Annotated in this window: 23 protein-coding genes and 2 pseudogenes; 14 read left to right on the forward strand and 11 right to left on the reverse strand. The window is 64.1% G+C overall.

The window, feature by feature from the left end:
- The first annotated feature begins 38 nt into the window (after positions 1-38).
- Positions 39-512, forward strand: a complete 474-nt coding sequence (ybaK, locus tag JJC00_RS10120) for a Cys-tRNA(Pro) deacylase (protein ID WP_200472435.1) — start codon at positions 39-41, stop codon at positions 510-512.
- Positions 513-521: 9 nt separating this feature from the next.
- Here the strand turns inward: ybaK and JJC00_RS10125 are convergent, their stop codons facing one another.
- Positions 522-1,205 carry a GntR family transcriptional regulator gene (locus JJC00_RS10125; RefSeq protein ID WP_200472436.1) on the reverse strand — a complete coding sequence of 228 codons (684 nt, stop codon included), beginning with the start codon at positions 1,203-1,205 and terminating at the stop codon, positions 522-524.
- Positions 1,206-1,358: 153 nt separating this feature from the next.
- Here JJC00_RS10125 and tcuA point away from each other — a divergent pair, with 153 nt between their 5' ends.
- The 4 genes from tcuA to JJC00_RS10145 all read left to right on the forward strand — a co-directional run bounded on the left by tcuA (position 1,359) and on the right by JJC00_RS10145 (position 4,646).
- Entirely contained in the window at positions 1,359-2,750 is a 1,392-nt protein-coding gene (gene tcuA / locus JJC00_RS10130; protein ID WP_200472437.1) for an FAD-dependent tricarballylate dehydrogenase TcuA, read from the forward strand.
- Complete coding sequence (tcuB, locus tag JJC00_RS10135; RefSeq protein WP_200472438.1) at positions 2,737-3,843, forward strand: tricarballylate utilization 4Fe-4S protein TcuB; 1,107 nt, start codon at positions 2,737-2,739, stop codon at positions 3,841-3,843. Before tcuA ends, tcuB begins: the two co-directional genes overlap by 14 nt.
- A 67-nt stretch (positions 3,844-3,910) precedes the next feature.
- Positions 3,911-4,069 carry a DUF5993 family protein gene (locus tag JJC00_RS10140; protein ID WP_200472439.1) on the forward strand — a complete coding sequence of 53 codons (159 nt, stop codon included), beginning with the start codon at positions 3,911-3,913 and terminating at the stop codon, positions 4,067-4,069.
- Positions 4,070-4,094: 25 nt separating this feature from the next.
- The gene (locus JJC00_RS10145) at positions 4,095-4,646 is read left to right on the forward strand and encodes a disulfide bond formation protein B (protein ID WP_246774161.1); all 552 of its coding nucleotides are present in this window, start codon (positions 4,095-4,097) and stop codon (positions 4,644-4,646) included.
- Here the strand turns inward: JJC00_RS10145 and JJC00_RS10150 are convergent.
- Positions 4,639-5,313 (reverse strand): esterase/lipase family protein, encoded by a 675-nt coding sequence (locus JJC00_RS10150; protein WP_200472441.1) that lies wholly within the window; start codon positions 5,311-5,313, stop codon positions 4,639-4,641. The two genes, JJC00_RS10145 and JJC00_RS10150, sit on opposite strands and share 8 nt — an antisense overlap.
- Before the next feature lie 10 nt (positions 5,314-5,323).
- A complete protein-coding gene (locus JJC00_RS10155; RefSeq protein WP_200472442.1) occupies positions 5,324-8,728 on the reverse strand; it encodes an acyl-[ACP]--phospholipid O-acyltransferase in 3,405 nt (1,134 codons plus the stop codon).
- A gap of 678 nt (positions 8,729-9,406) precedes the next feature.
- On the opposite strand from JJC00_RS10155, the gene JJC00_RS10160 reads away from it, so the two are divergent.
- The gene (locus tag JJC00_RS10160) at positions 9,407-10,027 is read left to right on the forward strand and encodes a TetR/AcrR family transcriptional regulator (protein WP_200474065.1); all 621 of its coding nucleotides are present in this window, start codon (positions 9,407-9,409) and stop codon (positions 10,025-10,027) included.
- 8 nt (positions 10,028-10,035) lie between these two features.
- On the opposite strand, the gene JJC00_RS10165 is transcribed toward JJC00_RS10160, so the two are convergent.
- The 3 genes and pseudogenes from JJC00_RS10165 to JJC00_RS10175 form a co-directional block, all read right to left on the reverse strand.
- Complete coding sequence (locus JJC00_RS10165) at positions 10,036-11,340, reverse strand: GGDEF domain-containing protein (protein ID WP_200472443.1); 1,305 nt, start codon at positions 11,338-11,340, stop codon at positions 10,036-10,038.
- Between the two features lie 243 nt (positions 11,341-11,583).
- Complete coding sequence (gene pncB, locus JJC00_RS10170; RefSeq protein ID WP_200472444.1) at positions 11,584-12,888, reverse strand: nicotinate phosphoribosyltransferase; 1,305 nt, start codon at positions 12,886-12,888, stop codon at positions 11,584-11,586.
- Between the two features lie 266 nt (positions 12,889-13,154).
- Positions 13,155-13,358, reverse strand: a pseudogene (locus tag JJC00_RS10175) (LysR family transcriptional regulator); the annotation flags it as partial.
- A gap of 80 nt (positions 13,359-13,438) precedes the next feature.
- Between JJC00_RS10175 and pcaH the strand changes: the two are divergent.
- Positions 13,439-14,221, forward strand: coding sequence for a protocatechuate 3,4-dioxygenase subunit beta (pcaH, locus tag JJC00_RS10180; RefSeq protein WP_200472445.1), 783 nt, complete (start codon positions 13,439-13,441; stop codon positions 14,219-14,221).
- 4 nt (positions 14,222-14,225) lie between these two features.
- Positions 14,226-14,852, forward strand: a complete 627-nt coding sequence (gene pcaG, locus JJC00_RS10185; protein WP_200472446.1) for a protocatechuate 3,4-dioxygenase subunit alpha — start codon at positions 14,226-14,228, stop codon at positions 14,850-14,852.
- 25 nt (positions 14,853-14,877) lie between these two features.
- Here the strand turns inward: pcaG and JJC00_RS10190 are convergent.
- Positions 14,878-15,084: pseudogene (locus JJC00_RS10190) on the reverse strand (NYN domain-containing protein); the annotation flags it as partial.
- Between the two features lie 459 nt (positions 15,085-15,543).
- Positions 15,544-15,933 (reverse strand): nuclear transport factor 2 family protein, encoded by a 390-nt coding sequence (locus JJC00_RS10195; RefSeq protein ID WP_200472447.1) that lies wholly within the window; start codon positions 15,931-15,933, stop codon positions 15,544-15,546.
- A gap of 54 nt (positions 15,934-15,987) precedes the next feature.
- Between JJC00_RS10195 and JJC00_RS10200 the strand changes: the two genes are divergently transcribed.
- Positions 15,988-17,004, forward strand: coding sequence for a GlxA family transcriptional regulator (locus JJC00_RS10200; protein ID WP_200472448.1), 1,017 nt, complete (start codon positions 15,988-15,990; stop codon positions 17,002-17,004).
- Between the two features lie 93 nt (positions 17,005-17,097).
- Positions 17,098-17,487 carry an SPW repeat protein gene (locus tag JJC00_RS10205; RefSeq protein ID WP_200472449.1) on the forward strand — a complete coding sequence of 130 codons (390 nt, stop codon included), beginning with the start codon at positions 17,098-17,100 and terminating at the stop codon, positions 17,485-17,487.
- 93 nt (positions 17,488-17,580) lie between these two features.
- Here JJC00_RS10205 and JJC00_RS10210 read toward each other — a convergent pair whose 3' ends face one another.
- The 3 genes from JJC00_RS10210 to JJC00_RS10220 all read right to left on the reverse strand — a co-directional run bounded on the left by JJC00_RS10210 (position 17,581) and on the right by JJC00_RS10220 (position 21,767).
- On the reverse strand, positions 17,581-19,731 hold the full coding sequence (locus tag JJC00_RS10210; protein WP_200472450.1) for an adenylate/guanylate cyclase domain-containing protein: 2,151 nt from the start codon (positions 19,729-19,731) through the stop codon (positions 17,581-17,583).
- A gap of 19 nt (positions 19,732-19,750) precedes the next feature.
- Positions 19,751-20,419, reverse strand: a complete 669-nt coding sequence (locus JJC00_RS10215; protein ID WP_200472451.1) for a hypothetical protein — start codon at positions 20,417-20,419, stop codon at positions 19,751-19,753.
- 244 nt (positions 20,420-20,663) lie between these two features.
- Positions 20,664-21,767, reverse strand: a complete 1,104-nt coding sequence (locus tag JJC00_RS10220; protein WP_200472452.1) for a response regulator — start codon at positions 21,765-21,767, stop codon at positions 20,664-20,666.
- Positions 21,768-22,055: 288 nt separating this feature from the next.
- On the opposite strand from JJC00_RS10220, the gene JJC00_RS10225 reads away from it, so the two are divergent.
- Genes JJC00_RS10225 through JJC00_RS10240 form a run of 4 tightly spaced genes read left to right on the forward strand, consistent with a single transcriptional unit; the run spans position 22,056 to position 25,283 of the window.
- Positions 22,056-22,379: an STAS domain-containing protein gene (locus JJC00_RS10225; RefSeq protein WP_027532866.1), complete on the forward strand. Its 324-nt coding sequence runs from the start codon at positions 22,056-22,058 to the stop codon at positions 22,377-22,379.
- On the forward strand, positions 22,379-22,744 hold the full coding sequence (locus tag JJC00_RS10230; RefSeq protein WP_194477495.1) for a response regulator: 366 nt from the start codon (positions 22,379-22,381) through the stop codon (positions 22,742-22,744). The genes JJC00_RS10225 and JJC00_RS10230 overlap by 1 nt, the downstream gene beginning before the upstream one ends.
- Positions 22,741-24,822, forward strand: coding sequence for a chemotaxis protein CheA (locus JJC00_RS10235; protein ID WP_200472453.1), 2,082 nt, complete (start codon positions 22,741-22,743; stop codon positions 24,820-24,822). Before JJC00_RS10230 ends, JJC00_RS10235 begins: the two co-directional genes overlap by 4 nt.
- The gene (locus tag JJC00_RS10240; RefSeq protein ID WP_200472454.1) at positions 24,822-25,283 is read left to right on the forward strand and encodes a chemotaxis protein CheW; all 462 of its coding nucleotides are present in this window, start codon (positions 24,822-24,824) and stop codon (positions 25,281-25,283) included. Before JJC00_RS10235 ends, JJC00_RS10240 begins: the two co-directional genes overlap by 1 nt.
- The last annotated feature ends 23 nt before the right edge of the window (positions 25,284-25,306 follow it).

Consider the following 25,306-nt stretch of genomic DNA (forward strand, 5'->3'; position numbering starts at 1 on the left):
TGTGGTGCCAGCCTGCCCCACGGTGGTACACGTGACGCATGTCCAAGGTCACCCCAGCTACCCGTGCGCTCACAGCCGCCGGCATCGCTTTCACCGTCCACGCCTACGATTACGATCCTGATGCCGAGAGCATTGGCCTTCAGGCCGCGGCCGCGCTCGGCGAGGACCCCGCGCGTGTGTTGAAGACGCTGATGGCGCAGGTCGACGGCAAGCCGGTCTGTGTCATCGTTCCGTCGGACCAGGAGGTCTCGATGAAAAGGCTCGCCGCGGCCGTGAGCGGCAAGTCGGCCCAAATGATGAAGCCGCCGGAGGCCGAGCGCGTCACCGGCTACAAGGTCGGCGGCATCAGCCCGTTCGGGCAGCGCAAGCCGGTGCGCACCGTGATCGAGCAGGGCGCTCTCGCCCATGACCTGGTCTATCTCAATGGCGGCCAGCGCGGCCTGCAGGTGCGGATGAAGCCAGCCGATGTGCGGGATGTCCTGAAGGCGATTGCAGCGGATGTGCTCGCGTGAGCCTGCCGCCTACTGCTTCTGCAACAGCTTGAGCCGGCAGCGCAGCGCCTCGCGGATATGCGCGCGCGCGAGTTGCTCGGCCTTGTCGCCGTCGCGCGCGGCGATGGCCTCGATGATGGCCTGGTGCTCGCCGTGGCTGGTCGAGGGACGACCTGTCACGGTGAAAGTGGTCGGGCCGAGCAAGGCGATCCAGTCCTGCAATTCGCGCGAGGCATTATCGAGATAGCGATTGCGCGCGGCGCGGCAGATGGCTTCGTGAAAGGCGCGGTTGAGCCGCGCCATCTCCGCGGCATCGGTCTCGGACGCCTCGACAAAGGCCTGCTCGATATCCCTGAGCGCGTGGACCTCCGGCGCAGATGCGTGCTCGGCGGCGAGGCGGGCGGCGGCGCCTTCCATGATCTCGCGCATGGCGTAGAGCTCGAGTACCTCGGAGATGTCGAGGTTACGCACGATCAGCCCGCGGCCGCCGGCGGGCTCGACGAAACCGCGCGCCGCGAGACGGCCAAGCGCCTCCCGCACCGGCGTACGGCTGACCTTCAGTCGCTGGGCGACCTCTTCCTCACGCAGGCGATCGCCAGCGCGGTAGCTGCCGGCCTGGAGCGCCTCGCAGAGCGAACGGAACACCGCTTCGCCCAGCGCTACGCCACCGCCACGGACGATCGATCCGCCTGTCTTTGCCGGGCGTCTGGCCATGAATCCTCGGGCTCGCAATGCGCATCCTGCTCATGCAGAGACGCCGCTTGCTGCCTCTGTATATATTTGTATACAATAGTACGCAATGGCGGATCGGTTTGACCAGGGTCTGCGGGCAGAATGTCTCTAACTTGGTCGCATCGGACAGACGGCATGGGTACCAAATACGATGTGCTGGTGATCGGCGGCGGCAACGCGGCGCTGTGCGCAGCGATCAGCGCGCGCCGCGGCGGCGCCTCGGTGCTGGTGCTCGAAGGCGCGCCAAAGTTCTATCGCGGCGGCAACACCCGTCACACCCGCAACATGCGTTGCGCCCATGACGCCGCGACCGAAATCCTCACCGGCCCCTACACCGAGGAGGAGTTCTGGGAGGACTTGCTGCGCGTCACCGGAGGGCAGACCGACGAGGTGCTTGCCCGTCACATGATCCGGGAGTCCAAGGATATCCTGAACTGGATCGTGGAGCAGGGCGTGCGCTGGCAGCCCTCCCTCGGCGGCACGCTGAGCCTGGGTCGAACCAACTCCTTCTTCCTCGGCGGCGGCCGCGCCATGCTGAACGCGCTCTATCGCACCGCCGAGAGGCTCGGTGTCGACGTCGCATACGACGCCGAGGTCATCGACCTCGTGATCGAGGATGGCATGTTCCTCGCCGCGTGCCTGAAGCGGCCGATCAACGGCGAAACCGAGATCCGCGCGACGTCGCTGGTCGCTGCCGCCGGCGGGTTCGAGGCCAACATCGAATGGCTGAAGCAATATTGGGGCGAGGCCGCCGATAATTTCCTGATCCGCGGCACGCCCTATAATCGTGGCTCGATCCTGAAGATGCTGCTCGACAAGGGCGTGCAGGAGGTCGGCGATCCCACCCAATGCCACGCGGTCGCGATCGACGCCCGCGCACCGAAATTCGACGGCGGCATCATCACGCGCCACGATTCCGTCGTGTTCGGTATCGTCGTCAACAAGCATTCGCATCGCTTCTATGACGAGGGCGAGGATATCTGGCCGAAGCGTTATGCGATCTGGGGCCGGCTGGTCGCGGCGCAGCCCGACCAGATCGCCTACATCATCTTCGACTCCACCGTCGTCACCAGCTTCATGCCGACGCTGTTTCCACCGATCGCCGGGCAGACCATCGCCGAGCTTGCCGGCAAGCTCGGGCTCGACCCGGCCGTACTGGAAAAGACCATCGCCGAATTCAACGCCGCGGTGCGGCCAGGCACCTTCGATCATACGATCCTGGACGATTGCGTGACCGAGGACATCACGCCCCCCAAGACGCACTGGGCGCGCCGGATCGAGACGCCGCCTTATCTCGCCTATCCGGTGCGGCCCGGCATCACGTTCACCTATCTCGGCACGCGCGTGAACAAGGAAGCGCGGATGCAGATGGCTGACGGCAAGCCATCGGCCAACATGTTCGCGGCGGGCGAGATCATGGCCGGCAACGTGCTCGGCAAGGGCTATGCCGCCGGCATGGGTATGACCATCGGCAGCGTGTTCGGGCGGATCGCAGGACGGGAAGCGGCGAAACATGCACGGAACTAAAATCCTGGACGAAGCCGACCGTCTGATGACGGTCTGCAATTCCTGTCGCTACTGCGAGGGTCTTTGCGCGGTATTTCCCGCGATGGAGATGCGTCGCGCCTTCTCCGATGGCGACCTCAATTATCTCGCCAACCTCTGCCATTCCTGCGGCGCCTGCTATGTCGACTGCCAGTTCTCGCCGCCGCACGAATTCAACGTCAACGTCCCGCAGACGCTGGCGGTCGCACGCGCCGAGTCCTATGCGGCCTATGCCTGGCCGCAGGCGCTGTCCGGCGCCTTCACGCGCAACGGGCTCGTCATCAGCGTCACCGCCGCGCTCAGTATGGCCGCCTTCATCTTCGGCTTCGCGGCCCTCAACGATCGCAGCGTGCTATTCGGCGTCCACACCGGCCCGGGCGCGTTCTACAAGCTGATGCCGCACAACGCGATGGCCGCGCTGTTCAGCGCGGCGTTCCTCTATGCCATCCTCGCACTGGTCATGAGCGTTCGCGCATTCTGGCGCGACATCGGCGCGCCGATCGGCGGCCGGGCCGACGGCGGCTCGATCTTCCAGGCAATCCGCGATGCCGGCGAGTTGCGCTATCTCCATGGTGGCGGTGTCGGCTGCTACAACGAAGACGACAAGCCGACTGACCGGCGCAAGCTTTTCCATCATCTGACGTTCTACGGCTTCCTGCTGTGCTTTGCCGCGACCTCGGTCGCTACGCTGTACCACTATCTGCTCGGCCGCGAGGCGCCGTATCCGTGGTGGGATCTGCCGGTCGTGCTGGGTACGCTCGGCGGCTTCGGCCTTATCGTCGGTCCCATCGGGCTGCTCGTCGCCAAATCGCGCCGGGCGCCTGAGCTGCTCGACGAGAATCGCTACGGCATGGATGTCGGCTTCATCGCCATGCTGTTCCTGACCGGGTTCACGGGAATGCTGCTTCTGCTCCTGCGCGAGACAGCCGGCATGGGGCCGCTGCTGGCGCTGCATCTTGGCGCGGTGTTCGCACTGTTCATCACGATGCCTTATGGCAAGTTCGTGCACGGCATCTACCGCTTCGCGGCGCTGGTGCGTTACGCGCAGGAGCGGCGCAGCGAAGCCGGCTCTTGAGGGGTGTGCGGGGCTGACGTATCTCTGGGCCGTTCACGGAGAGCGAATCGCTGGGGAGGCCGCGCTCATGTACATGTTTCTGCCGTTTCTGCTGGCGCTCGCAGGCTGTGTGTGCGTCTGGCGTTCGCGCGCGGGACTGAGCTACGGGCTTTGGAGTGCAACCATCATCGTCACGGTCGCATGGTTCTTCCATCACGCGACCGACCCGCTGAAATTTTCGTTCTGACGGTGGCGAGATGAGCACTGCGGAGATGAGCGGGCAACGATCGGTCGGCGCGGTCCTGAACATGCTGGGCCTGCTCGGGATCTCGCTGGTCCTGACCGTCGCATTTGTCTATCAGCTTGCGCTTGGCGAGTTGCCTTGCCCGCTTTGCCTTCTGCAGCGGGCAGGGTTTATTGCGATCGGCATGGGCTTCCTGTTCAACCTGCGCCTCGGTGAGCGTGGGTCGCACTATGCGATGATCCTTGTCGCGAGCCTCGTCACCGGTTTCATCTCGCTCCGGCAGGTGTCCCTGCATCTTGCGCCAGGCGATGCCGGATACGGCTCGGCGCTGTTCGGGCTACATTTCTACACCTGGGCGCTGATCGCGGCCGTCGGCATCGTCTGCTATGTCGCACTCGTCTTCGTCCTGAAGGATGTGGCCGGCGAGCGAGATGGCGCTGCGCCGGTGGACGGCCCGGCATCGAACGCGGTCTTCGCAATCTTCATGTTGCTGGTTGCCGCAAATCTCCTGTCCACCGTGCTGGAGTGCGGAACAGGTCAGTGCGACGACAGCCCGGTCCGCTATCTCCTGCTCAAGTGACCGGAGCGAACCGTCCGTCGTGCAGAAACGCGATCGTCTGCTCGATCGCAACGTCGTGGCGCGGCAGTCCGGTGTGCGACGCCTTGACGATGATGTGGTCGGCCATCCCGGCCAGCTTCGCGCTCTCGACTGAAACCCTGCCGTCATTGGGCCGCGGCAGAACAAAGGTCGAGGCGATCGGCGCGATGGTGCGACATCCGGCGATGATGCCAATCGCGTAATCGGGCAACGGCAGATCAGCAAGCACCGGGTCTTGGGCGGTGGTAAGCTGCAAGCCGGCCGGACCGAAAGCGGCGCGGTAGAGCGACAGGTCTTTCAACAGATCGGCGACCTCGCTGCCGCCATTGGGCGTCCCCAGCATCACGACCCGGCCAAGCCGCGCCGGCCGGTATCGCGCGATGTAGATCCGCGTAAGCAGCCCGCCCATGGAATGGGCGACGAAGTGGATCGCGCCGTCGCATTGTTCGACGAATGCGGCGATCGGCGTGTGGATCTCCTCCGCGAGTGCCTCAAGCGGCTTCTTGCGGCTGGAATAATCGAGATTGAGCGTCGCGAAGCCGCGGCGCTGTAGCGCTCGATCCAGTTTCTTCAACGTCCAGGAGCCGACGCCGATGCCATGCAGCAGCACCACGCCATCGCACCGCGCATGCGCCGGTACGACGGCCATGGGCTGCGCGTTACGCAACTTCCCGCTCCGATGCCGTCGCCTGCTCCCGGGCCATCGTGGTTGCCGTCACGTAGTCGGTCTTGCCGCTGCCGAGCAGCGGCACCTTGTCGACCACCATGATCGTTGCGGGAACGGTCAGCTCGGAGGCGCCGATCGCCTTGGCCTGGGCCTGCATCGTGCTGCGCTCGGCATTCTTCTCCGTCGTCAGCAGCACGATGCGCTCGCCCTTGCGTTGGTCGGGGATCGACACGGCGACCGAGGCGGCCTGCGGCCACATGGTCGTGGCGATGCTCTCGACCGCCGACAGCGAGACCATTTCGCCAGCGATCTTGGCAAAGCGCTTGGCGCGGCCCTTGATGGTGATGAAGCCGGCCGGGTCGATCGCGACGATGTCGCCAGTGTCGTGCCAGCCCTCGGCTAGCGGCTCAAGCACGCCAGGATTTTCAGCCCTGAGGTAGCCGAGCATCACGTTCGGTCCGCGCACCGAGAGACGTCCGCCCTCCTCGATGCCGGGGACCGGATCGAGGCGGCTTTCCATCAGCGGCGAGAGGCGGCCGACGGTGCCGGGACGGTTGGCCATCGGCGTGTTCATCGCCAGCACCGGCGCCGTCTCGGTGACGCCATAGCCTTCGAGGATGCGAATCCCGTAGCGCTCCATGAACACCTGCCGCGTCCGGTCCTTGACCGCCTCGGCGCCGGCGATCACCAGGCGCAGGGTACGGAAGTCGTAGGCGTGCGCCGAGCGAGCGTAGCCGGTGAGGAACGTGTCGGTGCCGAACAGGATCGTGGCGCCGGTCTGATAGATCAGCTCGGGCACGATGCGGTAGTGCAGCGGCGAGGGGTACATATAGATCGGGATGCCCGCGAGCATCGGCATCATCATTCCGCCCGTCAGGCCAAATGAGTGGAACACCGGCAGCACGTTGAACACCTTGTCATTGGCATTGGCATCGACCCGCGCCAGCGCCTGCGCGGCGTTGGCAAGAATGTTGCGGTGGGACAGCACCACGCCCTTTGGGGTACCTTCCGAGCCCGACGTGAACAGCACAACGGCTGGGTCGTTGGCCTGGCGGGCGACGCGCGGCGCAGTGCCCGCAAGCAGGCCCTTGATCTTGTCGGCCGTGCCGATCGAGGCGCGGACGTCCTCGAGATGGACGATGCGCGCCTCCGCGGAGATCGCTGCCATCAGCTTGTCGAGCTTGCCCTTCTCGATGAACGCCTTTGAGGTCAGCACGGTCTTGACCTGCGCGGCCTTCATGGCCGCGAGGACATTGACCGGGCCGGCGGAGAAGTTGAGCATCGCCGGAACGCGGCCGATGCTTTGCAGCGCCATGAAGACGACGGCGACGCCCGCGGAGTTCGGCAGCAGCACGCCGACATTTTCGCCGGCCGCGGTGCCGGTTTCGAGCTTGCGGCTCAAGACCTGCGCGCCGAGGATCAGCTTGCGATAGGTCAGCTTGGTGCCGAGCGCGTCCTCGACGATGACCTTGCCGGTGTCACGGTCGCGATAGGCGTGGCCTAGCGCTTCGAACAGCGTGTGGTCGAGCATGGCATTCTTGACCATCGCGTCGATCATGACGTCCTGGAGCGCCGCGCCCGCAGCATTTCGGCGCGCCTTGCCCTTCAGCGCGGGATCGACCGGAAGCTTGACCGGCGGCAGGATTGTGACAGTCACCCGCGGAAACCACGAGCGCTTGATCTGGCTGCTGTTGAGATAGCTGAGATGCGAGCGCTGGGCGCCCTCGATGCGAACCGGCACGACCACGGCGTCGGCCTTGTCCGCGATCATCGCGGTGCCGTCATAGACCTTCATCAGCGAGCCAGAGACCGTGATCCGTCCTTCCGGGAAGATGACGACCGGTTCGCCGGCGGCGACGAGCTTGATCAGATCGCGTGCGGCCAGCGGCTTGCTCGGGTCCATGGTGTAGTGCTTGACCACACGCAGGAACGGCTTGGCCCACCACGCCTTGGAGATGCCGGTATCGACCGCGAAGCTCGCGTCGATCGGCAGCACGGCGTGCAGCAGCGGGCCGTCGATCAGGCTCACATGATTGGGTGCGATCAACATGCGCGTTCCTGATGGCGGCAGGTTCTCGAGCCCGCGCACCTCGGTACGAAACAGGGAGCGGAACAGGAGCCCGCCGAAATCGCGCACGCCTTCCTTGCCCCATTTCGTCAGCACGAACCAGACCGCGCCGAAGCTTGCGACGCCCAGGCCGAGGAAGATCCAGCCGACATGCAATCCGCCCGCCTGCAACAGCGCGACGAACAGCGAGCCGATCACCATGAAGGCGGCCTGCAGCACGTTGCCAGCGGCGATGATACGGGCGCGCTCGTTCGGAGCCGACCACGCCTGCACCGCGGCGAAGGATGGAACGACGAACAGTCCGCCGCCGAAAGCGAAGGCGACGAAGTCGATCAGCATGCGCAGGCCCGCAAACGAGGTTGCGAAATCGACCGCGGCGATGTCGTTCCCCTTCACGGTGACGCCGATGGCCCAGGCGAGGTCGATACCGGCAAATCCCATCATGATGGCGCCGATCGGGACCAGCGCGAGGTTCGGGCGCACGTGGCTCAGGCTGGCCGCAAACAGCGAGCCGACGGCGATGCCGATCGCGAAGATCGCCAGGCACAGCGTCACCACGCCTTCGCTGCCACCGACAACGTCCTTGACCAGCGCCGGCAGCAGCGACAGCACGATCGCGCCGACCAGCCAGAACCAGGAGACGATCACGGTGCCGTCCCACAGCCGGTGGTCAGCATAGAGCGTCTTCAACAGGCTGAGCGTCGAGGTCCAGGGATTGGCATCGACGGGCAGATCAGGCGCGGAGGGCGTTGTTTGCGGAATGCGGGAGGCAAAGGCCCATGAGAACAGGGCCAGCACGACCACGGCCGATGCGACCCAGCCCATATGGGCGGAGCCGGCCACGAACTGGCCGCCCGCGACGGTGCCGAGCAGGATGGCCATGAAGGTCGCGCCTTCGACCAGCGCGTTACCGGTCGCGAGCTCACCGAGCTCGAGCTGGTCCGGCAGCATGGAGTATTTTACAGGGCCGAACAGGGCGGCGATGATGCCGAACAGCGCAAGCGCCGCGAACAGCAGCGGCACCGAATGCAGGAAGAAGCCGGCGGCGGCGAAGGCCGCAGCGAATATCTCGGCAAATTTCAGCCGCCTTGCGACGACCGACTTGACGTATTTGTCGGCGAGCTGGCCGCCGAGCCCGGACAGGATGAAATAGGGGAAGATGAAGACGGCGCCTGCCACCGTCACCAGCGCATCGCCGTGGCCGGTCGCGGCACTGTAAAGCAGGATGATGACGAGTGCGTTCTTGAGCACGTTGTCATTGAGCGCCGAGAAGAACTGCGCCCAGAACAGCGGCGCGAAGCGGCGTGACGACATCAAATCCCTGATCATGACGAGTCCTGTTTTGGAAAGGCAGCCTGAGGTTGTTCGCGTTGTCGGTGAAACGTCACGACCGGAAGGTTGTGGGAGAGCGATTGCACGGTGACGATCGTCGCCGGCCAGCTGTGTCCCCTCGGTCCTTCCGATCCTTTTGGTCTCCAGGTGGTCTCGTTAGGTTCGCAAATATCCGGTTGTGGCCGCAGTTTCGGGCCGAAATGCCGCGCTTACGGGGATATCGCCCTGGCCGATAAGCAAAATCTGAACGGCATCTCTGACATCAGCGGAATCGGCCACGAATGTCCGGACATAGTAAGTCCTATGTTGCGGCCGGTCCTCGCATTCGAGTGGACGCGCATGCGCTCCGGCTTCTCCTCAGGTGAGGTGGGGGAGATGACGAAAGGGGTTGACGCGGCCGAGCAGGCTGAAGTGGCGGCGCTTCTGGCGGGCACCGGCGCGGCTGGTCCGCCACATCCGGAAGGTCGCGCGGCGCTCAGCGAGTACGCCGGCAATGTCGCAGGCATTTGCGATCCGATCGATCGGGGCCATGACGACCCGCAGCAGCGCGCGGCCGAAACCGCTGACGAGGGCCGCGGCGTCATCGACGAAGGTGGAGGCGATATCAACAGCGAGCGTTTGCATTTTGCAGGGCTCCAGGTTAATTTGAACAATGTTCACGTGAGTAGCTTGAAAATGAACAATGTTCAAGAAGAATCGCTGCGGGACCAAAAAAAGAATCGACGGCGTCTCCAAATCCTGGAGATCGCCCGCAGCATTATCGCGTCTAAAGGATTGAGATCGTTAAAGGTTCGGGACGTGGCCGACGCCACCGGCTGCTCGGTCGGCAGCGTCTATAACGAGTTCGGCGACTTCGACGGGGTGATCCTGACGGTCAACCGGGAGACGGTTCAGGCGCTGACGGAGCGGCTGCGAGGTGTTCCGGCTGAGGATCCGGTCCGCCAGCTCTATGGTCTGGCAGAGACCTATCTCGAATTCTTCGCCGAAAACGCCAATCTGTTGCGCTCGCTGTTCGAGCATCGGATGGAGGACGACCGTCCCTATCCCGACGACATTCTTCAGATGGTGATGGACGCCTTCGCGTTGATGCATTCGCCTCTGGTGCGTGTGCTACCGGATGCGGATGACGTGAAAATCGCATTGCTGTCGCGTACGTTGTTTTCCGCAGTGCATGGGATCATCTCGCTCGGCCTTGAAGAGCGCATGGTCGCCGTGCCGCCGCAGATGCTGCGCCAGCAGGTCACGCAGTTCCTTGACGCGCATCTCCTGGGTCTCGGGATCTTGCCGGCGCGATAAGGCGACGGTCACGCGCGAGCAGCTTCGCGCCTCGCGGTGACGAGAACGACGTCCGGTCTTCCGTTGTCGACCTGAACCCGGTTGCGCCCCTTCTCTTTGGCGCGATAGCAGGCTGCATCCGCCCGGCGCATCGCCTCTTCAAGCGTAGTGTTGGCGTCGGCAATCAAGGCAACGCCGATGCTGGCGGTCACTGCGAAGCAGCGATCGTCCCAGGCAAAATTGAACAGCTCAAGCGACCGCCGCAGCCGCTCGGCGATGTCGACCGCGTCGTAGGGCGCGCATCGCGGCAGGATCAGTCCGAATTCGTCGCCGCCGAGCCGCGCGACCAGATCATGCGGGTGCCGATCCTGCTGCAGCAGGCGCGCGACCTGACACAGCAGCCGATCGCCGGCGAGATGGCCGCAGCTGTCGTTGACGCTCTTGAACTGGTCGAGGTCGAGCAGGATCAGGCTGAGCGAATCGTCACGATGGCCATCGAGCTCGCTCTGCAGGCGCGCCTCGAAGGCCCGCCGGTTGGCGATACCAGTCAACCAGTCGTGCGAGGCCTGAAAGGCGAGGCGCTCCTTCTCGGCACGCAGCGCATCCTCGAACGCCTGACGCTGCAGCACCAGTCGCCGCGTATGCCAGATCAGGAGCAGGATCAGGCTCGCGGCGCTGGCGACGTTCAAGGACGTCAGCGTGAACTTGATGGCGCGGGAACCTTCGCCGAGCACGGTCGAGAACCGCTCGGCATGCCCCGTGAACTGCCTGTTCAACTCGGATAGCCGCGACGACAGGAATTGCACACGGTCGCCGTCCCGAATGGGGCCATTTTTCAGCTCACCCTTGATGACTTCACCGAAGACGCTGAGCTCCAGCAGCATCGGATCGGTGGCAGCCCATTCCCCGATCGCTTCGCGGAGGAAGCTGACCTGCTTGAAATAGCGGAACAGCCAGATCAGGCCGGGAACGTCATTGGGGTGGTTGCCGCCCTGCAGGAAGCCAATGCGGGCGATCTCGACATCGACCGGATCGCGCTCGAGCGCCCATCTTGCATATTCGTCGGCGATCGGGACGGCGAGCGAGGTCTGGTATTGCGCGAACTGGCTGGCTTGGCCCGAATGCAGATAGAGGTTGAGGAAATAGACGGCGTTCTTCTGCGAGCGCGACCACATCGCCTCGCCCGCGACATAGGCGCGAACCGATGACATCACCTCCAAGCTGAATCCCGCGATCGCTGCCTGAAGCACGACGACCATGACGAAGGGCGAGACGAGCTTGATGACGTGAAGGAAGGTCCGTCCCTTCACCGACGTTGCTGTTCTGCGAAGCACTGCGTTCCCCAAGTCACTCAACGACCCCAGCGGAGCGTTGCGCCTGCAACGCAAAGTAGAGGAGAAGGTTGCTTAACTCGACCTGAAAGACGCGGAGGCTGTGTCGTAGAGTGAAAGCGTTGTGAAGTGGATGCGCGCAGATCGTAGCAAATGCCACAGAGCCGGAACCAGCGCGTCATCGGCGCGCCGATGCCGCGAATCCGGTCTTTGCGATTTACTCGATTGAGAGGAATTGGATCGGGACTAGACCAGCACCGGCTTGCGCACGCGGCCGGCATCGCCGAACACGCGCAGATAACGCTCGATCTCCGAGGGCATGCCGGTTGCTTTCTCCGGATTATCGGAGAGCTTCACGGCCGGACGTCCGTCCACCGACGTCACCTTGCAGACCAGCGAGATGGGATCGAGATTGAACGAACCGTCCGGCGCGCAGCCGACGAAATCGTTGGTGAGGTTGGTGCCCCAGCCAAACGAGAGCCGCACGCGGCCGGAGAAGTGGTGATAGGTCTCCTCGATCGAGCCGACGTCCATCGCGTCGGAGAACACGAGCAGCTTGTCTTTCGGATTGCGGCCCTTCTTCTCCCACCAGGCGACGATCTCCTCGCCGGCCTGGATCGGCGGCGCGCTGTCAGGGCGGAAGCCGGTCCAGTCGGCCACCCATTCGGGCGCATCGCGCAGGAAGGCCTTGGTGCCGAAGGCGTCCGGCAGCGCGATCAGCAGATTGCCGCCATAGGTCTGGCGCCACTGGTCGAGAATGCGATAGGGCGCCCAGCGCAATTCCTCGTCGTCCTTGGCGAGCGCGGCCGCGACCATCGGCAGCTCATGCGCATTGGTGCCGATGGCCTCGAGATCGTTGTCCATCGCGAGCAGAACGTTGGACGTGCCGATGAAGGACGAGCCCAGCCCCTCCTTGACCGCTTCCACGCACCAGCGCTGCCAGAGGAAGCCGTGGCGGCGGCGGGTACCGAAGTCGGACAACCGCAAATTCTCCAGCTTGCGCAGCCGCTCCACCTTGGTCCACAGCTTGGCTTTGGCGCGGGCATAGAGCACGTCGAGCTCGAAGCGGGCGCGCCCCTTCATCGCCGCGCGCGAGCGCAATTCGTTGAGGATCGCGAGCGCCGGAATCTCCCACATTGTGGTGTGGGTCCACGGCCCGTGGAAATGCAGCTCGTACTGGCCCTCGACCTTGCGCAGCTCGTATTCGGGAAGGCGGAATTCGGCGAGCCAACGGATGAAGTCCGCCGAGAACATGTGGGTCTTGCCGTAGAAGGTGTTACCGGCAAGCCAGATCAATTCCTTCTTGGTGAAGCGAATGGTGCGGGCGTGGTCGAGCTGGGCGCGTAGCTCGACCTCGTCGATGATCTCGGCAAGCCGCACATGGCGCGAGCGATTGATGACCGAGAAAGTCACCTGCTGATCCGGGTACGATTCCCGAATCATCTGTAACATCAACAGCTTATAGAAGTCGGTATCGAGCAGGCTGCGGATGATGGGATCCAGCCGCCAGCTGTGATTGTAGGTTCGGCTCGCAATATCGGTCACTGTCATGGCCGAATTCTAGCGTGGCCGCCCGCGCGCAACCAGTGGGTTTGGCGAGGGGCTGGCCATCGCTTGGCACCCGGCGAAGCATTGCCGTCTCCGCTGAAACAACTCCTTGGTCCAGCGCAGCGGCGCGGTCACCCGCCATGAGGGTCGAGGCGTGGACCGCCGCCAATTGCGCCCGCGCCTGATCCCGCTCCGACAGGACCTCGTATCGGCGCGTCAGATTCAGGCGGCGACCGTCGCAGCCACCGATTCCAGTTGCGCGCGAATCCAGCGATGTCGCGGTGGAAGCCGTTCGCGGCGAGCCGGCGGTCGAAGTCGAGCCGCTCGTTGTCGGTGTAGACCACGGTGATGTGACGAGCCGCGAGATAGGTGCTGCGGCTGGCCGGAGCAGCGCGCGCCTTGGGATCGTAGTAACAGACGTAATGATCGCTCAGCAATCGCTTCTGCACGATGTCGATGCCGGACGGCGGCAGTATAATCGATCTATTTATCTGTGGAATAGCCTGACCCATTATCTCCCGATAAGCCGCAGTCGAAGGGAGAGACAACGCCGATGAATGCCCAGGCGCCAGCCTTAAGGGATCCCCGCTTCAACCGCCCAGAGCCGTTCACCCCGCGTGACGGCGGCTTCTTCCAGCGCGACCGCACCATCCATCCGCCAGCATACGCGCCCGGCTACAAATCCTCGGTGCTGCGTTCGCCGCGCCAGGCGTTGCTGTCGCTGGAGAGTTCGATCTCGGAGACCACGGGGCCGGTGTTCGGTCACAACGATCTCGGCCCGCTCGACAACGATCTGATCCGCAACTACGCCAAGGACGGCGATCCCGTCGGCGAGCGCATCATCGTCCATGGCCGCGTGCTGGACGAGACCGGCCGCGGCGTGCCGAACACGCTGGTCGAGTTCTGGCAGGCCAATGCCGGTGGCCGTTATCGGCACAAGAAGGACACGTATCTGGCGCCGATCGATCCGAATTTCGGCGGCTGCGGCCGCGCGCTGACCGACGACACCGGCTACTATTATTTCCGCACCGTGAAGCCCGGACCCTATCCCTGGCGCAATTTCGTCAACAGCTGGCGTCCCGCCCACATCCACTTCTCGGTGTTCGGCTCGGGCTTTGCGCAGCGGCTGATCACGCAGATGTACTTTGAGGGCGATCCCCTGATCCCGGTCTGCCCGATCCTGACGACGATCCCGGACAAGGACGCGCTCGATCGCCTGGTGGCGCCACTCGACTTCAACGCCTCGACGCCGTTCGACTCGCTTGCCTACCGCTTCGACATCGTGCTGCGCGGCCAGCGCTCCACCTATTTTGAAAATCGTTCCGAAGGAAACTGAGCCAATGCCGCAGCCGCTCAACTATCTCAAGGAAACCGCCTCGCAGACCGCCGGGCCCTACGTCCATATCGGCCTGATTCCGGCCATGGCCGGCTTCGACATTTTCGAGAAGAACTTTTCCAACGTGCTCGTGACGCCGAATACGCAAGGCGAACGCATCACGCTGGAAGGCAAGGTGATCGACGGCAGCGGCACGCCATTGCGCGACGTGCTGCTCGAGATCTGGCAGGCCAACGCGGCCGGCCGCTACAATCATCCGGCCGATCGCTCTGCCGGCGCTTTGGACGAGAATTTCCGCGGCTGGGGCCGCGGCGGCTCGGATTTCGAGAGTGGGCTTGTCACCTTCGAAACCATCAAGCCGGGCGCCATCACCGACAAGGCAGGGCGCAAATGCGCGCCGCACGTCAACATCTGGATTGTCGCGCGTGGCATCAATATCGGGCTCAACACGCGGCTGTATTTCTCGGACGAGGAGGCGGCCAACGCCGCCGATCCGGTGCTTAATCTGGTCGAGCCTCCGGCACGCCGCAAGACGCTGATGGCCACGCGCAGTGAGCGCGCCGGCAAGGCCGTGTATTCCTTCACGATCAACCTGCAGGGACCGGATGAGACGGTGTTCTTCGACGTTTGATTGATCCGTCGGCGGTCCAGCAGGATCACTCTACCCAGTCGTCGCGTTTGATCGTTCCGCGCGGGAGGATTTGCGGTGGCTGACGCATCTCGCGCGATCCCGGCCGGTCGGCCGGATCATGACCCACTTTTGGTTTCAGCTCCGCCAAATCAATGAAGACATCCGTCTGGCGGCGCAGGTCGTCGGCGACCATGGGGGGCTAAGTGGAGAGCGTGGAGACGACCGTCACGCGTTCCGCAGAAAAGCCGGACGGTCCAGCCGAAATGGTGCGGTGTGTCAGCCGGAAAACTCTGAAGGCGTCGATGGCTTGCTGAAAAAAAACGGCGCAGACGACCGGACAGGGATGGCCGCCTTGCGCCAAGGTTAGGGAGGTTCCATGCCACCAGCGCCAAAGGCGCCCAATGCATCCACGTTAAGCCCTCCGCATTCCATGCTCAATTGTACGGAAGTAAACGGCGCCTATCCCAAGGGTTCGACCCACTATACCAAGGTAGATGGACGCGGCGGCAACAGCCGCCGTTGCGATGATCGCGGTGCTGCGCTCGAAGTATATCGCCTAGCACAGCGAACGCGCCGGCCGAACACGTCCGGTTCATCTGGTCGAAAATGGACCGGCCTCGTCCGTTGACGAGGCCGGTCCTGTCATCGCGATGGGGCTTGCGCCGCCGAGCGTATCTCGGCGGCACATCAGCTAGAAGCCGGTCGGTCCCACAGCGCCGATCCAGTGCTTGACCTTGGTGGGATCCTTTTCGTCCATATAGAAGAAATGGACCATCGTCGGTCTCACGGCTGCGATATTGGGGTCGTCGAAGCGCATCGCGACCTTGCCGTGGAAGATCTTGAGCTCCGGACTATCCCAGAACTCGACCACGTCGTGGAGCGCCGTAAAGCCGCGGTCGATGAATTGCCGCAGATTGTTGCGGATCGCCTCGCGGCCGCGCCAGTCGGCGACGCCGAGATTGCAGGTCGCATCTTCGGCGAAACAGTCAAAACCCCTGCCAAAGGTCTTGTCGTCGATCTCCTTCCACATCGCCAGAAGCCATTCCGGCGGGGCGGTCTTGGTGAAGGTCTTGGTGGTCATGGTCTCTCCTCGAGGCTGGACAGCGGCAACCTAACCGGGCACGCTGTGGCGCAAATGCCAAAGACACCTCGCTTCCCGCCAAGCTCCGTTTCGCGCACCGCGCGGACTTCCGCGCGCGTGATCGAAGTGCTGGCCTATCCGTCGGTGCAGCTGCTTGACGTTACTGGACCGCTCCAGGTGTTCGCGACCGCCAACGAGCAGATCGTGGAGGCAGGCGGAACGCCGCCTTATGCGCTTCGCGTGGTGGCGAAAGATCGCGGGCGTGTGACAGCTTCGTCAGGACTGGAGATTGCAACGGAGGCACTGCCGCGCGGTGGCAGCGGGCTGGACACGCTGGTGGTCGCAGGAGGCCCGGGTGTCAATCTCGCCGCCTCCGACCCGCTGCTGCTGGATTGGCTACGGCAGCGCGTGAAGAAAGCGCGGCGCGTGGCATCGGTCTGCACCGGAGCATTTCTGCTCGGCGCATCGGGCGCACTCGATGGACGGCGCGCGGTGACACATTGGTCGTATTGCGCCGAGCTCGCGCGGCGTTTCCCGGCCGTGCGCGTCGAGCCCGATCCGATCTTCGTGCGCGACGGCACAATCTGGACCTCGGCCGGCGTAACTGCCGGCATCGATCTGGCGCTGGCCCTGGTGGAGGAGGATCTCGGCCGCACCACAGCGCTAGCGGTGGCGCGTTATCTCGTCGTCTTCCTCAAGCGGCCGGGCGGGCAGGCGCAGTTCAGCGAGGCGCTGTCGCTGCAATCGGCCGAGGACGAATTCGGCGCGCTACACCAATGGATCGGTAAACATCTCGCCGGCGATCTCTCGCTGTCCAGACTGGCGCGAGAGGCCGGCATGAGCGAACGCAGTTTCAGCCGCCATTACGCCAGGGCGACAGGATTGACGCCGCTGCGGGCGATCGAGCGGCTGCGGGTGGAGGCTGCGCGGCGGATGCTGTCGGAGACGCGCCTGCCGGTGAAGCGGATATCCCAGCGCTGCGGCTTCGGGTCGGAGGAGACCATGCGCCGCAGTTTTTTGCGCGTGCTGGCCACGGCGCCGCAGGACTATCGCCGCCGGTTCGGTTCGTGATTGCGACCAAAGTCTAGGCGGAACGCCTCCGCTGGTTGGGAACCAAATCGCATCTCGATCTTTCCTTCGACAGGTCCCCGCGGAGGATGCGTCATGAGCAGATTGCAAGAGCGCGAAACTGTCCCTGATGTCTACAACCTGTTTCTCGCCGCCGTCCTCTTCATATCGCCGTGGCTGTTCAAGCTAACCAATAGTCAGGGCAAGATCGACCTCTGGGTCACGAGTGCAATCATCGTCGTGCTCTCGCTGGCAGCAATTATCGCTTACCGGGACTGGGAGGAATGGATCAACGTCCTCATGGGCGTCTGGCTCATCGCTTCGCCCTGGTTGCTCGGATTTCCGCATACGCGGGCGATGCATCTGAGCATCGGCTTCGGCGTCGTCATCGTGCTGCTGGCGTTGCTCGATCTCTTCCTGCATTACGAGAAGCGGCATCCGGACGAAGCGCCGTTGGAGTCCGTGCAGGAGCGAGCGCACCAGTAAAGCGCGGATCGCTCAAGACATCAGCCCTCGCCGCCATGGAGCTGCGGGTCCAGCGCGGGCCCACAAGGGGAGAGGGTACGTCAGCGCTCCTGGCTACTTTCCTTCCAGCGTATTCACCGGCGTCCAGTCGGCCGGCGGTGGATGCGCTGCCAGTGTCCGGGCACGCCTGGCAAAATATTCGCACGGCGGATCGTCGCCGGCGGCACTTTCGAACAGCTCGGCCGCTTTGGCGAAGTCGCGCGCACGCCAGTACGCAAGTCCCATGGCATAGGTCGCTGCGCGGATGCCTTGCTCCTGCGTCTCCTGGTTCTTCTCGGCGAGCGGCTCGTACACCCCGATCGGCTCGTCGCGTCCCTGCACCCTGACCATGTCGAGCTCGCGCCAGGTGTAGGCGCTGCGGCTCTTGTTGACGGTCATCTCGGACGCCATGATCGCGGTGCCAAAATATTTATTGGCGCCTTCGAGCCGCGAGGCGAGGTTCACGGTATCGCTCATGACGGTATAGTTGAAGCGCCGGCGCGAGCCGATATTGCCAACCACGGCTTCGCCGCTGTTCAATCCGATGCGGTGGGCGAGGCCGCGGCCCCGGAATGCGGGATGGCTTTCGTTGAGCTCATCGAGCCGGTCGCGGCATTGCAGCGCGGCAGCGACCGCGTTGCGTGCATGATCGGGATCGTCGGCCGGTGCGCCGAACATCGCGACGATGGAATCGCCGATATATTTGTCGACATAGCCGCCATGGCTTTCGATGATGTCGGTCATGGCGGAGAGATAGTCGTTCATCAACGCGACCAGCTCGCTTGGCGTCATCTTCTCGGCAATCGAGGAGAAGCCGCTGAGGTCCGAGAAGAACATGGTGATGTCACGCATCTCGCCGCCGAGCACCGGCATTTTGCCGGAGGCGACCATGCCGTCGATCACCTCGGGCGCGAGATAGAACGCAAAGCTCTTGCGCAGGAAACGCTCCTCACGATCGGCGATCACGAAGCGGTAGCCGATTATCATCGCGAGCGCGGTGAGACCCGCGAGCACGGGCTCGGTCAGGGGCAGCGCGATGGCATGCGCGAATGTGCTGACGGCGACGGCCGCGTAGGCGACGGTGAGCCCTAGCCAGGTGATCGCCGCGCCCGTCGGAGCGAGCAAGCAGGCGGCAGCGGCAATGATCGCCGCGAACACAATTGTCAGGATCGTGCGCGGCGGGAAGCCGAGCTCGGCAATGGCATCATGCTCGAGCAGATTTCGCACGGCCGTGGCGTGGACGAAGACGCCGGCGACCGCGCTGCGGGCTTGTTGCGCGGTGCTCGCAGGCGCGGGCCGGGCGCATCGTTGCATCGGTATCCCGTCATATCCGCCGGACAGGTGCATCGAGGTGAGCTTGCGGTCATCGGAATTGAGGATGCTGCCGAGCAGCACGATCTTGCCGTCGAAGGCGCGGCGGAAGAAGTCGATGTCTCCCTTTTCGACGCAGGCGCGCAGATCGGCGAAGGAATAGGCCGGAACGTCACGGCCCATGCCGCGGAAGTTGAGCGTGAGCGCGTTGGGGACCGCGCTCGGGATCGCATAGCCGGACAAATTCGTCGCGCCGGCCGGCCCGGTCTCGGGCTGTGCGCCGAGCGCGCGCGAGGCGAGTTCGACGGCCATTGCTGGTACCGGCTGGCCCGCGATGGAGAAGCTCAGCGGCATCCGCCGGATCACATCGTCCGGGTCGGTATGGACGTTGAGCGCGCGGATGTTATTTTTCACCGCCAGCTGCTGCGCGTGATCCGGCCTGTCCGGATGGTCGTTGCTGAGAATTTCGCCAAGCACGAGCTTGCCGCTGTCGGAGAGCTTCCGCAGGGCGATCAGATAGTCCCGATCGAAGCCCTTCACACGGCTGCCGAACGACGCGTCGCCAAAGGGGATTTCCGACTGCTCGATCGAGCTCGGAAAGATGACGTCGAATCCGATGACCTTGGCGCCGCCCTCGGTGATGCTGCCGAGCACCCGGCCGATCTCGCGCGTCCAGGTCTGGGTCGGCGATCCCTTGAAGGGCGGAGTGTCGTAGGTCTCGCCGTCAATCGCCACGACGACCACCGGCGACGTCGCGGAATCGCGGCGATCGCCGATGAGCTTCCAGCGCAGCGTCGTGAGAATGTCGAGCGAGAGACCTTGCAGCCTCTGGAACGGCGGAGACGTGAAAGCCGCGCCCGCAACGAGCGCAATCACGATCGCCGCAACGATGTCCCGCCTGCCGATCCGCCGCATCGTTGCTGTCGCGGGCCGTCTATTCGAGCCGCAGCAGGCGGCCGACGATCGGCGTCGGCGACGAGGTCGCGCTGGCGTCGACCTGGAAAGTGTAGCGTTTGGTGCCGAGCTTCGCGAGATAGCTGCCGCCCGGAGTCAGCGCCTTTCCGGCTTTCGAGAGGTCATAGAATTTCCGGGCGACCACGATGTCGGTCTTGAGCGGGAGGCTGATCGTGGGCTCCTTGCCGTCGGTGCGTTCGATCACCAGCGTGCTGCCGCTCTTGGCCTGAATCAGTGGCGCAGTACCGTAGATCGTCGGCAGCTTGGCCGGCGCGCTGCCGGCATCGGATCGCATGCTGCGGAACGTGGTCGCCGCACTCTGGTTCGCCTCGCGCTCGGAGAGCTGTGCGGCGTTGGCGTCGCAAGGCACCTTGACGCGCTGGACGTTGCCGAGCTGCACGGTGCTCTGCTCCGCGCCAACCAGCACGACGCCCTCGGTGATGGTCTCGCGCAGGCAGGATTTGAGATAGCTGAGCGTGATGCCGGCCTTGGGGCCGAGCTTGATGATCTTGCCGGGCGCCACATAGTCCATGAATTCGATGCCGTCGACCTTGCCCTGGACGTCCTCGACGATGGCGGCGGGCGTCTCGGCAATGGCGGGAGCCGCGAGGCAAAACACGCCGGCGACCGTACCGATCAGGCTTCTCATGACTTTTTCATCCAGTTCGAACGATATACCCGACTGATCCACGTCCCGGCGGGAGCCTAGCAGGCGATCGCCCAGGCAAGTGTGATCAGAATCACTCTTGGTATTGGTGCACCCCGGCAGGAACAGGTTCAAACCGGTGATGGCAGAAAACGGTGCCGCGGCAAACCATTACTGTCGACGCAATATCAGACCGCCGCGGCGGCTTCGCCCGTGCGGTCCAGGTTCGGACGGCTCCCGGTCGCTCCTAATATCTCCCGGTCGCTCCTAATATTATAAAGGGTGCGAGGGTGGCCTCGGGTTTCGGCAATGGCGTCGTAGCCTGCCCGGCCGCGATCCCCACCACCTCATCCCAGCGCGACAGAAAGGCCTCGACGCAGGCCGGGTCGAACTGCCGTCCCTGGTTCTCGACCAGGTAGTCACGCGCTACGTCCAGCGGCGTCGGCTCCTTATATGGGCGCCGTGTCGTCAGGGCGTCGAAGACGTCGGCGACCGCGACCACCCGTGCGGCGATCGGGATCTCGTCGGCCCTAAGGCCGTTCGGATAGCCCGCGCCATCCCATCGCTCATGATGGCCTGCGGCAATTTGCGCACCGAGCTGGATCAGCTCGCAGCTGGAGTCGGCCAAAATCTTCTCGCCGATCGTGGCATGGGTGCGGATCACCGCCATCTCGTCGTCGGTCAGCCGGCCGGGCTTGAGCAGGATGTTGTCGGGAATGGCGACCTTGCCGACATCGTGCAGCGGGGCGGCAAGATAGATGTCGCGGCAGAGCCGGGCGGGGAGGCGGAGCTGCTCGGCGATGATCCGGCTGTAGCGGGCGACCCGCAGCGTGTGCTCGCCGGTATCGTTGTCGCGGTATTCGACCGCAAGCGCGAGCCGCAGGATGATCTCTTCCTCGCGCTCGCCGAGCTTGCGTGTTGCGGCGGCGACTTCGCTGGCCAGATGTGCAGCGCGATCGTTGAGCTTGCGTACGGCTGCACCAAGCTGAATTAAATTCCGCAGCCGCACGGTCATCTCGACGCTCTGCGGTGCCTTGGGCAGGAAATCGGTTGCACCTGCCTGCAGCGCTTCCATTTTGATGTCGTCGGTTTGCCGCGACGTGATCATCGCGATCGGGATGTCGGTGCATCCCGGCAGCGTACGAAGCGTCCGGATGAAGCTAATGCCGTCCATGTGCGGCATCTCATAGTCGACGAGCACGAGATCGAAGACGCGCTCGCGCGCGCAAGCCAGCGCCTCGACCGGATCGAGAAAGGTGGTGGCCTCGACGAGGCCTTCTGCTTCGATATGACGTTTCAGGAAATTGAGGACAGAGCGGCTGTCGTCAACCAGAAGCGCTTGGGTCAGCATCGGCGGCCGGACTCGTTCGGATGGCGAGGCGTGACCTCAACGAATAGCCCGCGCGATTTAACGAGAAGCAAACAATTGTGCCGCGTCAAACTGCCTCAACGTTGCGCGTCGCGCATGAGATTTGAGCGGGCCATGCACGCTTGCATGCATACGCGAAGTTTTGGGGATTGTGACCCGTAGTTGTACGGAGGATTCCATTAGGGGTTTGCATACTCTCCCACGCGAATAGTCGTCGTGCGGGATTCGCGCGATGCGTGCAGTGAATCCTGAGGGAAATTTGGGGGACGAATGTCGTCTGATGTCACTGAGCCGAAGTGGTCCCTACGACTGCCTGCAGATTGCAGCATCGCTGCGATCCGCAGTGTCTACGACCTGATCCGCGAGGCGTTCGGCCGGCAGGACCGGCTCGAGATCGATTGTTCCAGCGTCGACAAGGCCGACGTGACCTCGATCCAGCTTCTGCTGTCGGCTGCCAAGACCGGCGATGCCCAAGGCCGCCCGGTGGTCCTGACTTCATTCTCCCAGTCTCTGCGCAACACCCTTCGCCGTGCCGGCTTCGCCAGCGAGGCGATGATCGATCAGCACTTCCCGCAAAAGAAAGATGGCGTCTAATGGCCACGATTCTCACTGTCGACGATTCCCCCAGCATCCGGCAGATGATCAAGGTCGTGCTCGAGCCGGCCGGTCACAGCGTGATCGAGGCCGGTGACGGCGCGCAAGGCCTCGCCAAGGCGCAGGCCGGCAAGCTCGATCTCGTCATCACCGACCTTAATATGCCTGTCATGAACGGGCTGGAGCTGATCAAGGCGCTGCGCAAGCTGCCGAGCGCGGTCGGCATGCCCATAGTGTTCCTGACCACCGAATCCAACGATGCGGTGAAACAGGAAGCCAAGAGCGCCGGCGCCACCGGCTGGATCACGAAGCCGTTCAAGCCCGAGCAGCTGCTCGCCGTGGTCGCAAAGCTGGTGCGCGCATGAGTGCGATGGACCCGACCGAGGTCTTCCGCCAGGAAGCCAGCGAGCTGTTCGAGGTCCTGGAAGGGGCCCTGCTCGACCTCGGCCAGCGTCCCGACGACCGCGAGCTGGTCGATTCCGCCTTCCGCGCCCTGCACACGATCAAGGGCTCGGGCGCGATGTTCGGCTTCGACAAGGTCGCCTCCTTCACCCACGAATTCGAGACTGCGTTCGACCGCGTCCGCAAGGGCGAGATCAAGCCGACCCAGGAGCTGATCTCGGTCGCGCTCGCCGCCAAGGACTATATCCGGACGCTGATCGAGGATCCGCAGTCGACCGACGACATCATCGGCGAAGCCATCCTCGACGACCTCAAGCGCTTCGTGTCATCGGATCAGCCCGCCGCGCCGGTTGCCGAAATCGCCGAAGCGCCGCCGCTGGCACCCGTCGAGAGCAAGCAGGTCGGCTGGCATCTCTATCTGGAATTCGAGTCCCACATCCTGCGCAACGGCTCGAACCCGCTCGACCTGCTGGAAGACCTCTGCAAGCTCGGTCCGTGCTTCGTCGTGCCTGTCACCGACGGCATCCCGTTCCTCGACGAGATGGAGCCGGAAGATTGCTATCTGAAGTGGGACGTCAAGCTGCACGCGGCCTGCGACAAGGACGCGATCGACGACGTCTTCATGTTCGTCTCGGACGAGATGAAGCTGACTCTCTCGCCGCTGGAGCATGTCGAAGCGCCCGCGCCGATGCCGCTGTTCCAGCTCCTCGACGAGGGGCCGGTCGCCGAGATGCCCGCGCCGCTGGTCGAGGCCGCCGCGGCGCCTGCCGCCGCGCCGGCTGTCGCAAAGACAGAGCCCAAATCCGATGCCAGGCCCGACCCGAAGATCGAACCGAAGGCCGAAGCCAAGCGCGATGATCGCGGTATCGCCACCGTCCGCGTTCAGGCCGAGCGCCTCGACGAGCTGATGGACCGCGTCGGCGAGCTCGTCATCGCCCAGGCGCGGCTGACCCAGCTCGCCGCCTCCGGCTCCGATCTCTCGATCAAGATGATCGCCGAGGAGATCGAGCGCCTCGCTTCCTCCTTGCGCGACACCACGATGGGCGCACGCATGGTGCCGATCGGCTCGCTGTTCGGCCGCTTCCGCCGCCTGATCCACGACCTGTCGCGCGACCTGTCGAAGCCGGTCGAGTTCGTCACCACGGGCGAGGATACCGAGCTCGACAAGACCATGATCGAGTGCCTGGCCGATCCGCTGGTGCATTTGATCCGCAACGCCATCGACCACGGCATCGAGGACACCGCGACCCGCTCCGCCAACGGCAAGACCGAGCAGGGCCGCATCGAGCTCGCGGCCGTGCATTCCGGCGCGCAGGTGCTCGTCACCGTGAAGGACAATGGCGGCGGCCTCAACACCGCCCGCATCCGCGCCAAGGCCGAAGAGCAGGGCCTGATCGCGGCTGGTGCCGTGCTCTCGGATCACGAGATCCATCAATTCCTGTTCCATCCGGGCTTCTCGACCGCGCAGACGATTTCCGCGCTGTCCGGCCGCGGCGTCGGCATGGACGTGGTCAAACGCACCATCGAGAACATGCGTGGCTCGATCGACCTGTCGACCCGGCCGGGCCAGGGCACTACGGTGACGTTGCGCCTGCCGCTGACGCTCGCGATCATCGAAGGCCTGTTGATCCGCGTCGGCGAAGGCCGCTACATCATCCCGCTGTCGGCGGTGGAGGAATGCATCGAGCTGACCGCCGAGGACGAACGCTCCCGCGGCCGCAACTTCCTCAACGTGCGTGGCAACCTCGTGCCCTTCCTCCGCCTGCGCGAGATCATGTCGGCGTCGGGTACGCCTGATCGGCACCAGAAGACGATCATCATTTCGACCGGCGAAACTCACGTCGGCCTCGTCGCCGACCAGATCATCGGCAACCACCAGACCGTGATCAAGTCGCTCTCCAAGCTCCATTCCGACGTTACGATCTTCTCCGGTGCGACCATCCTGGGTGACGGCACGGCTGCGCTGATCCTCGACGTCGCGCAGCTCGTCGCGATGGCGCAGTCGAAGATCGAGAAGCAGCACATCAGCGAGGCGGCGTGATGACCGACGGTTTGGCAGGTGAACACCAGGCCGACGCGATGCAGGTCGTGATGATCGGGCTCGGCGAGGAAAAATTCGCGCTGGACGCGGGTCTCGTGCGCGAGATCATCGATCCCGTGCCCGTGACCAGGGTTGCAGGCGCGCGCGCCTTCGTTCCCAGCGTCATCAACGTGCGCGGCAACGTCATTCCGCTGGCTGACCTGCGCATCCGCTTCGGGATGCCGCAGCTCGACAACTCGGCCGACACCCGCATCGTCGTCATCGAAATCGAGCTCGACAACGAGCCGGTCCTGGTCGGCGTCACCGCCGACAAGGTCTACGAGGTCACGGAAATCTCGCAGACCGACGTGCAGCAGACGCCGCGCGTCGGCATGCACTGGAAGCCGGAATTCATTCGCTTCATCGCCAAGTGGCGTGAAGAGTTCGTCATCGTTCCGAACATGGAACGTATTCTGAATTAAACCAAGGTCTCGAGGGCTGAGGC

This window comes from Bradyrhizobium diazoefficiens, from assembly GCF_016616885.1.
In the GTDB taxonomy this organism is placed as follows: domain Bacteria; phylum Pseudomonadota; class Alphaproteobacteria; order Rhizobiales; family Xanthobacteraceae; genus Bradyrhizobium; species Bradyrhizobium diazoefficiens_F.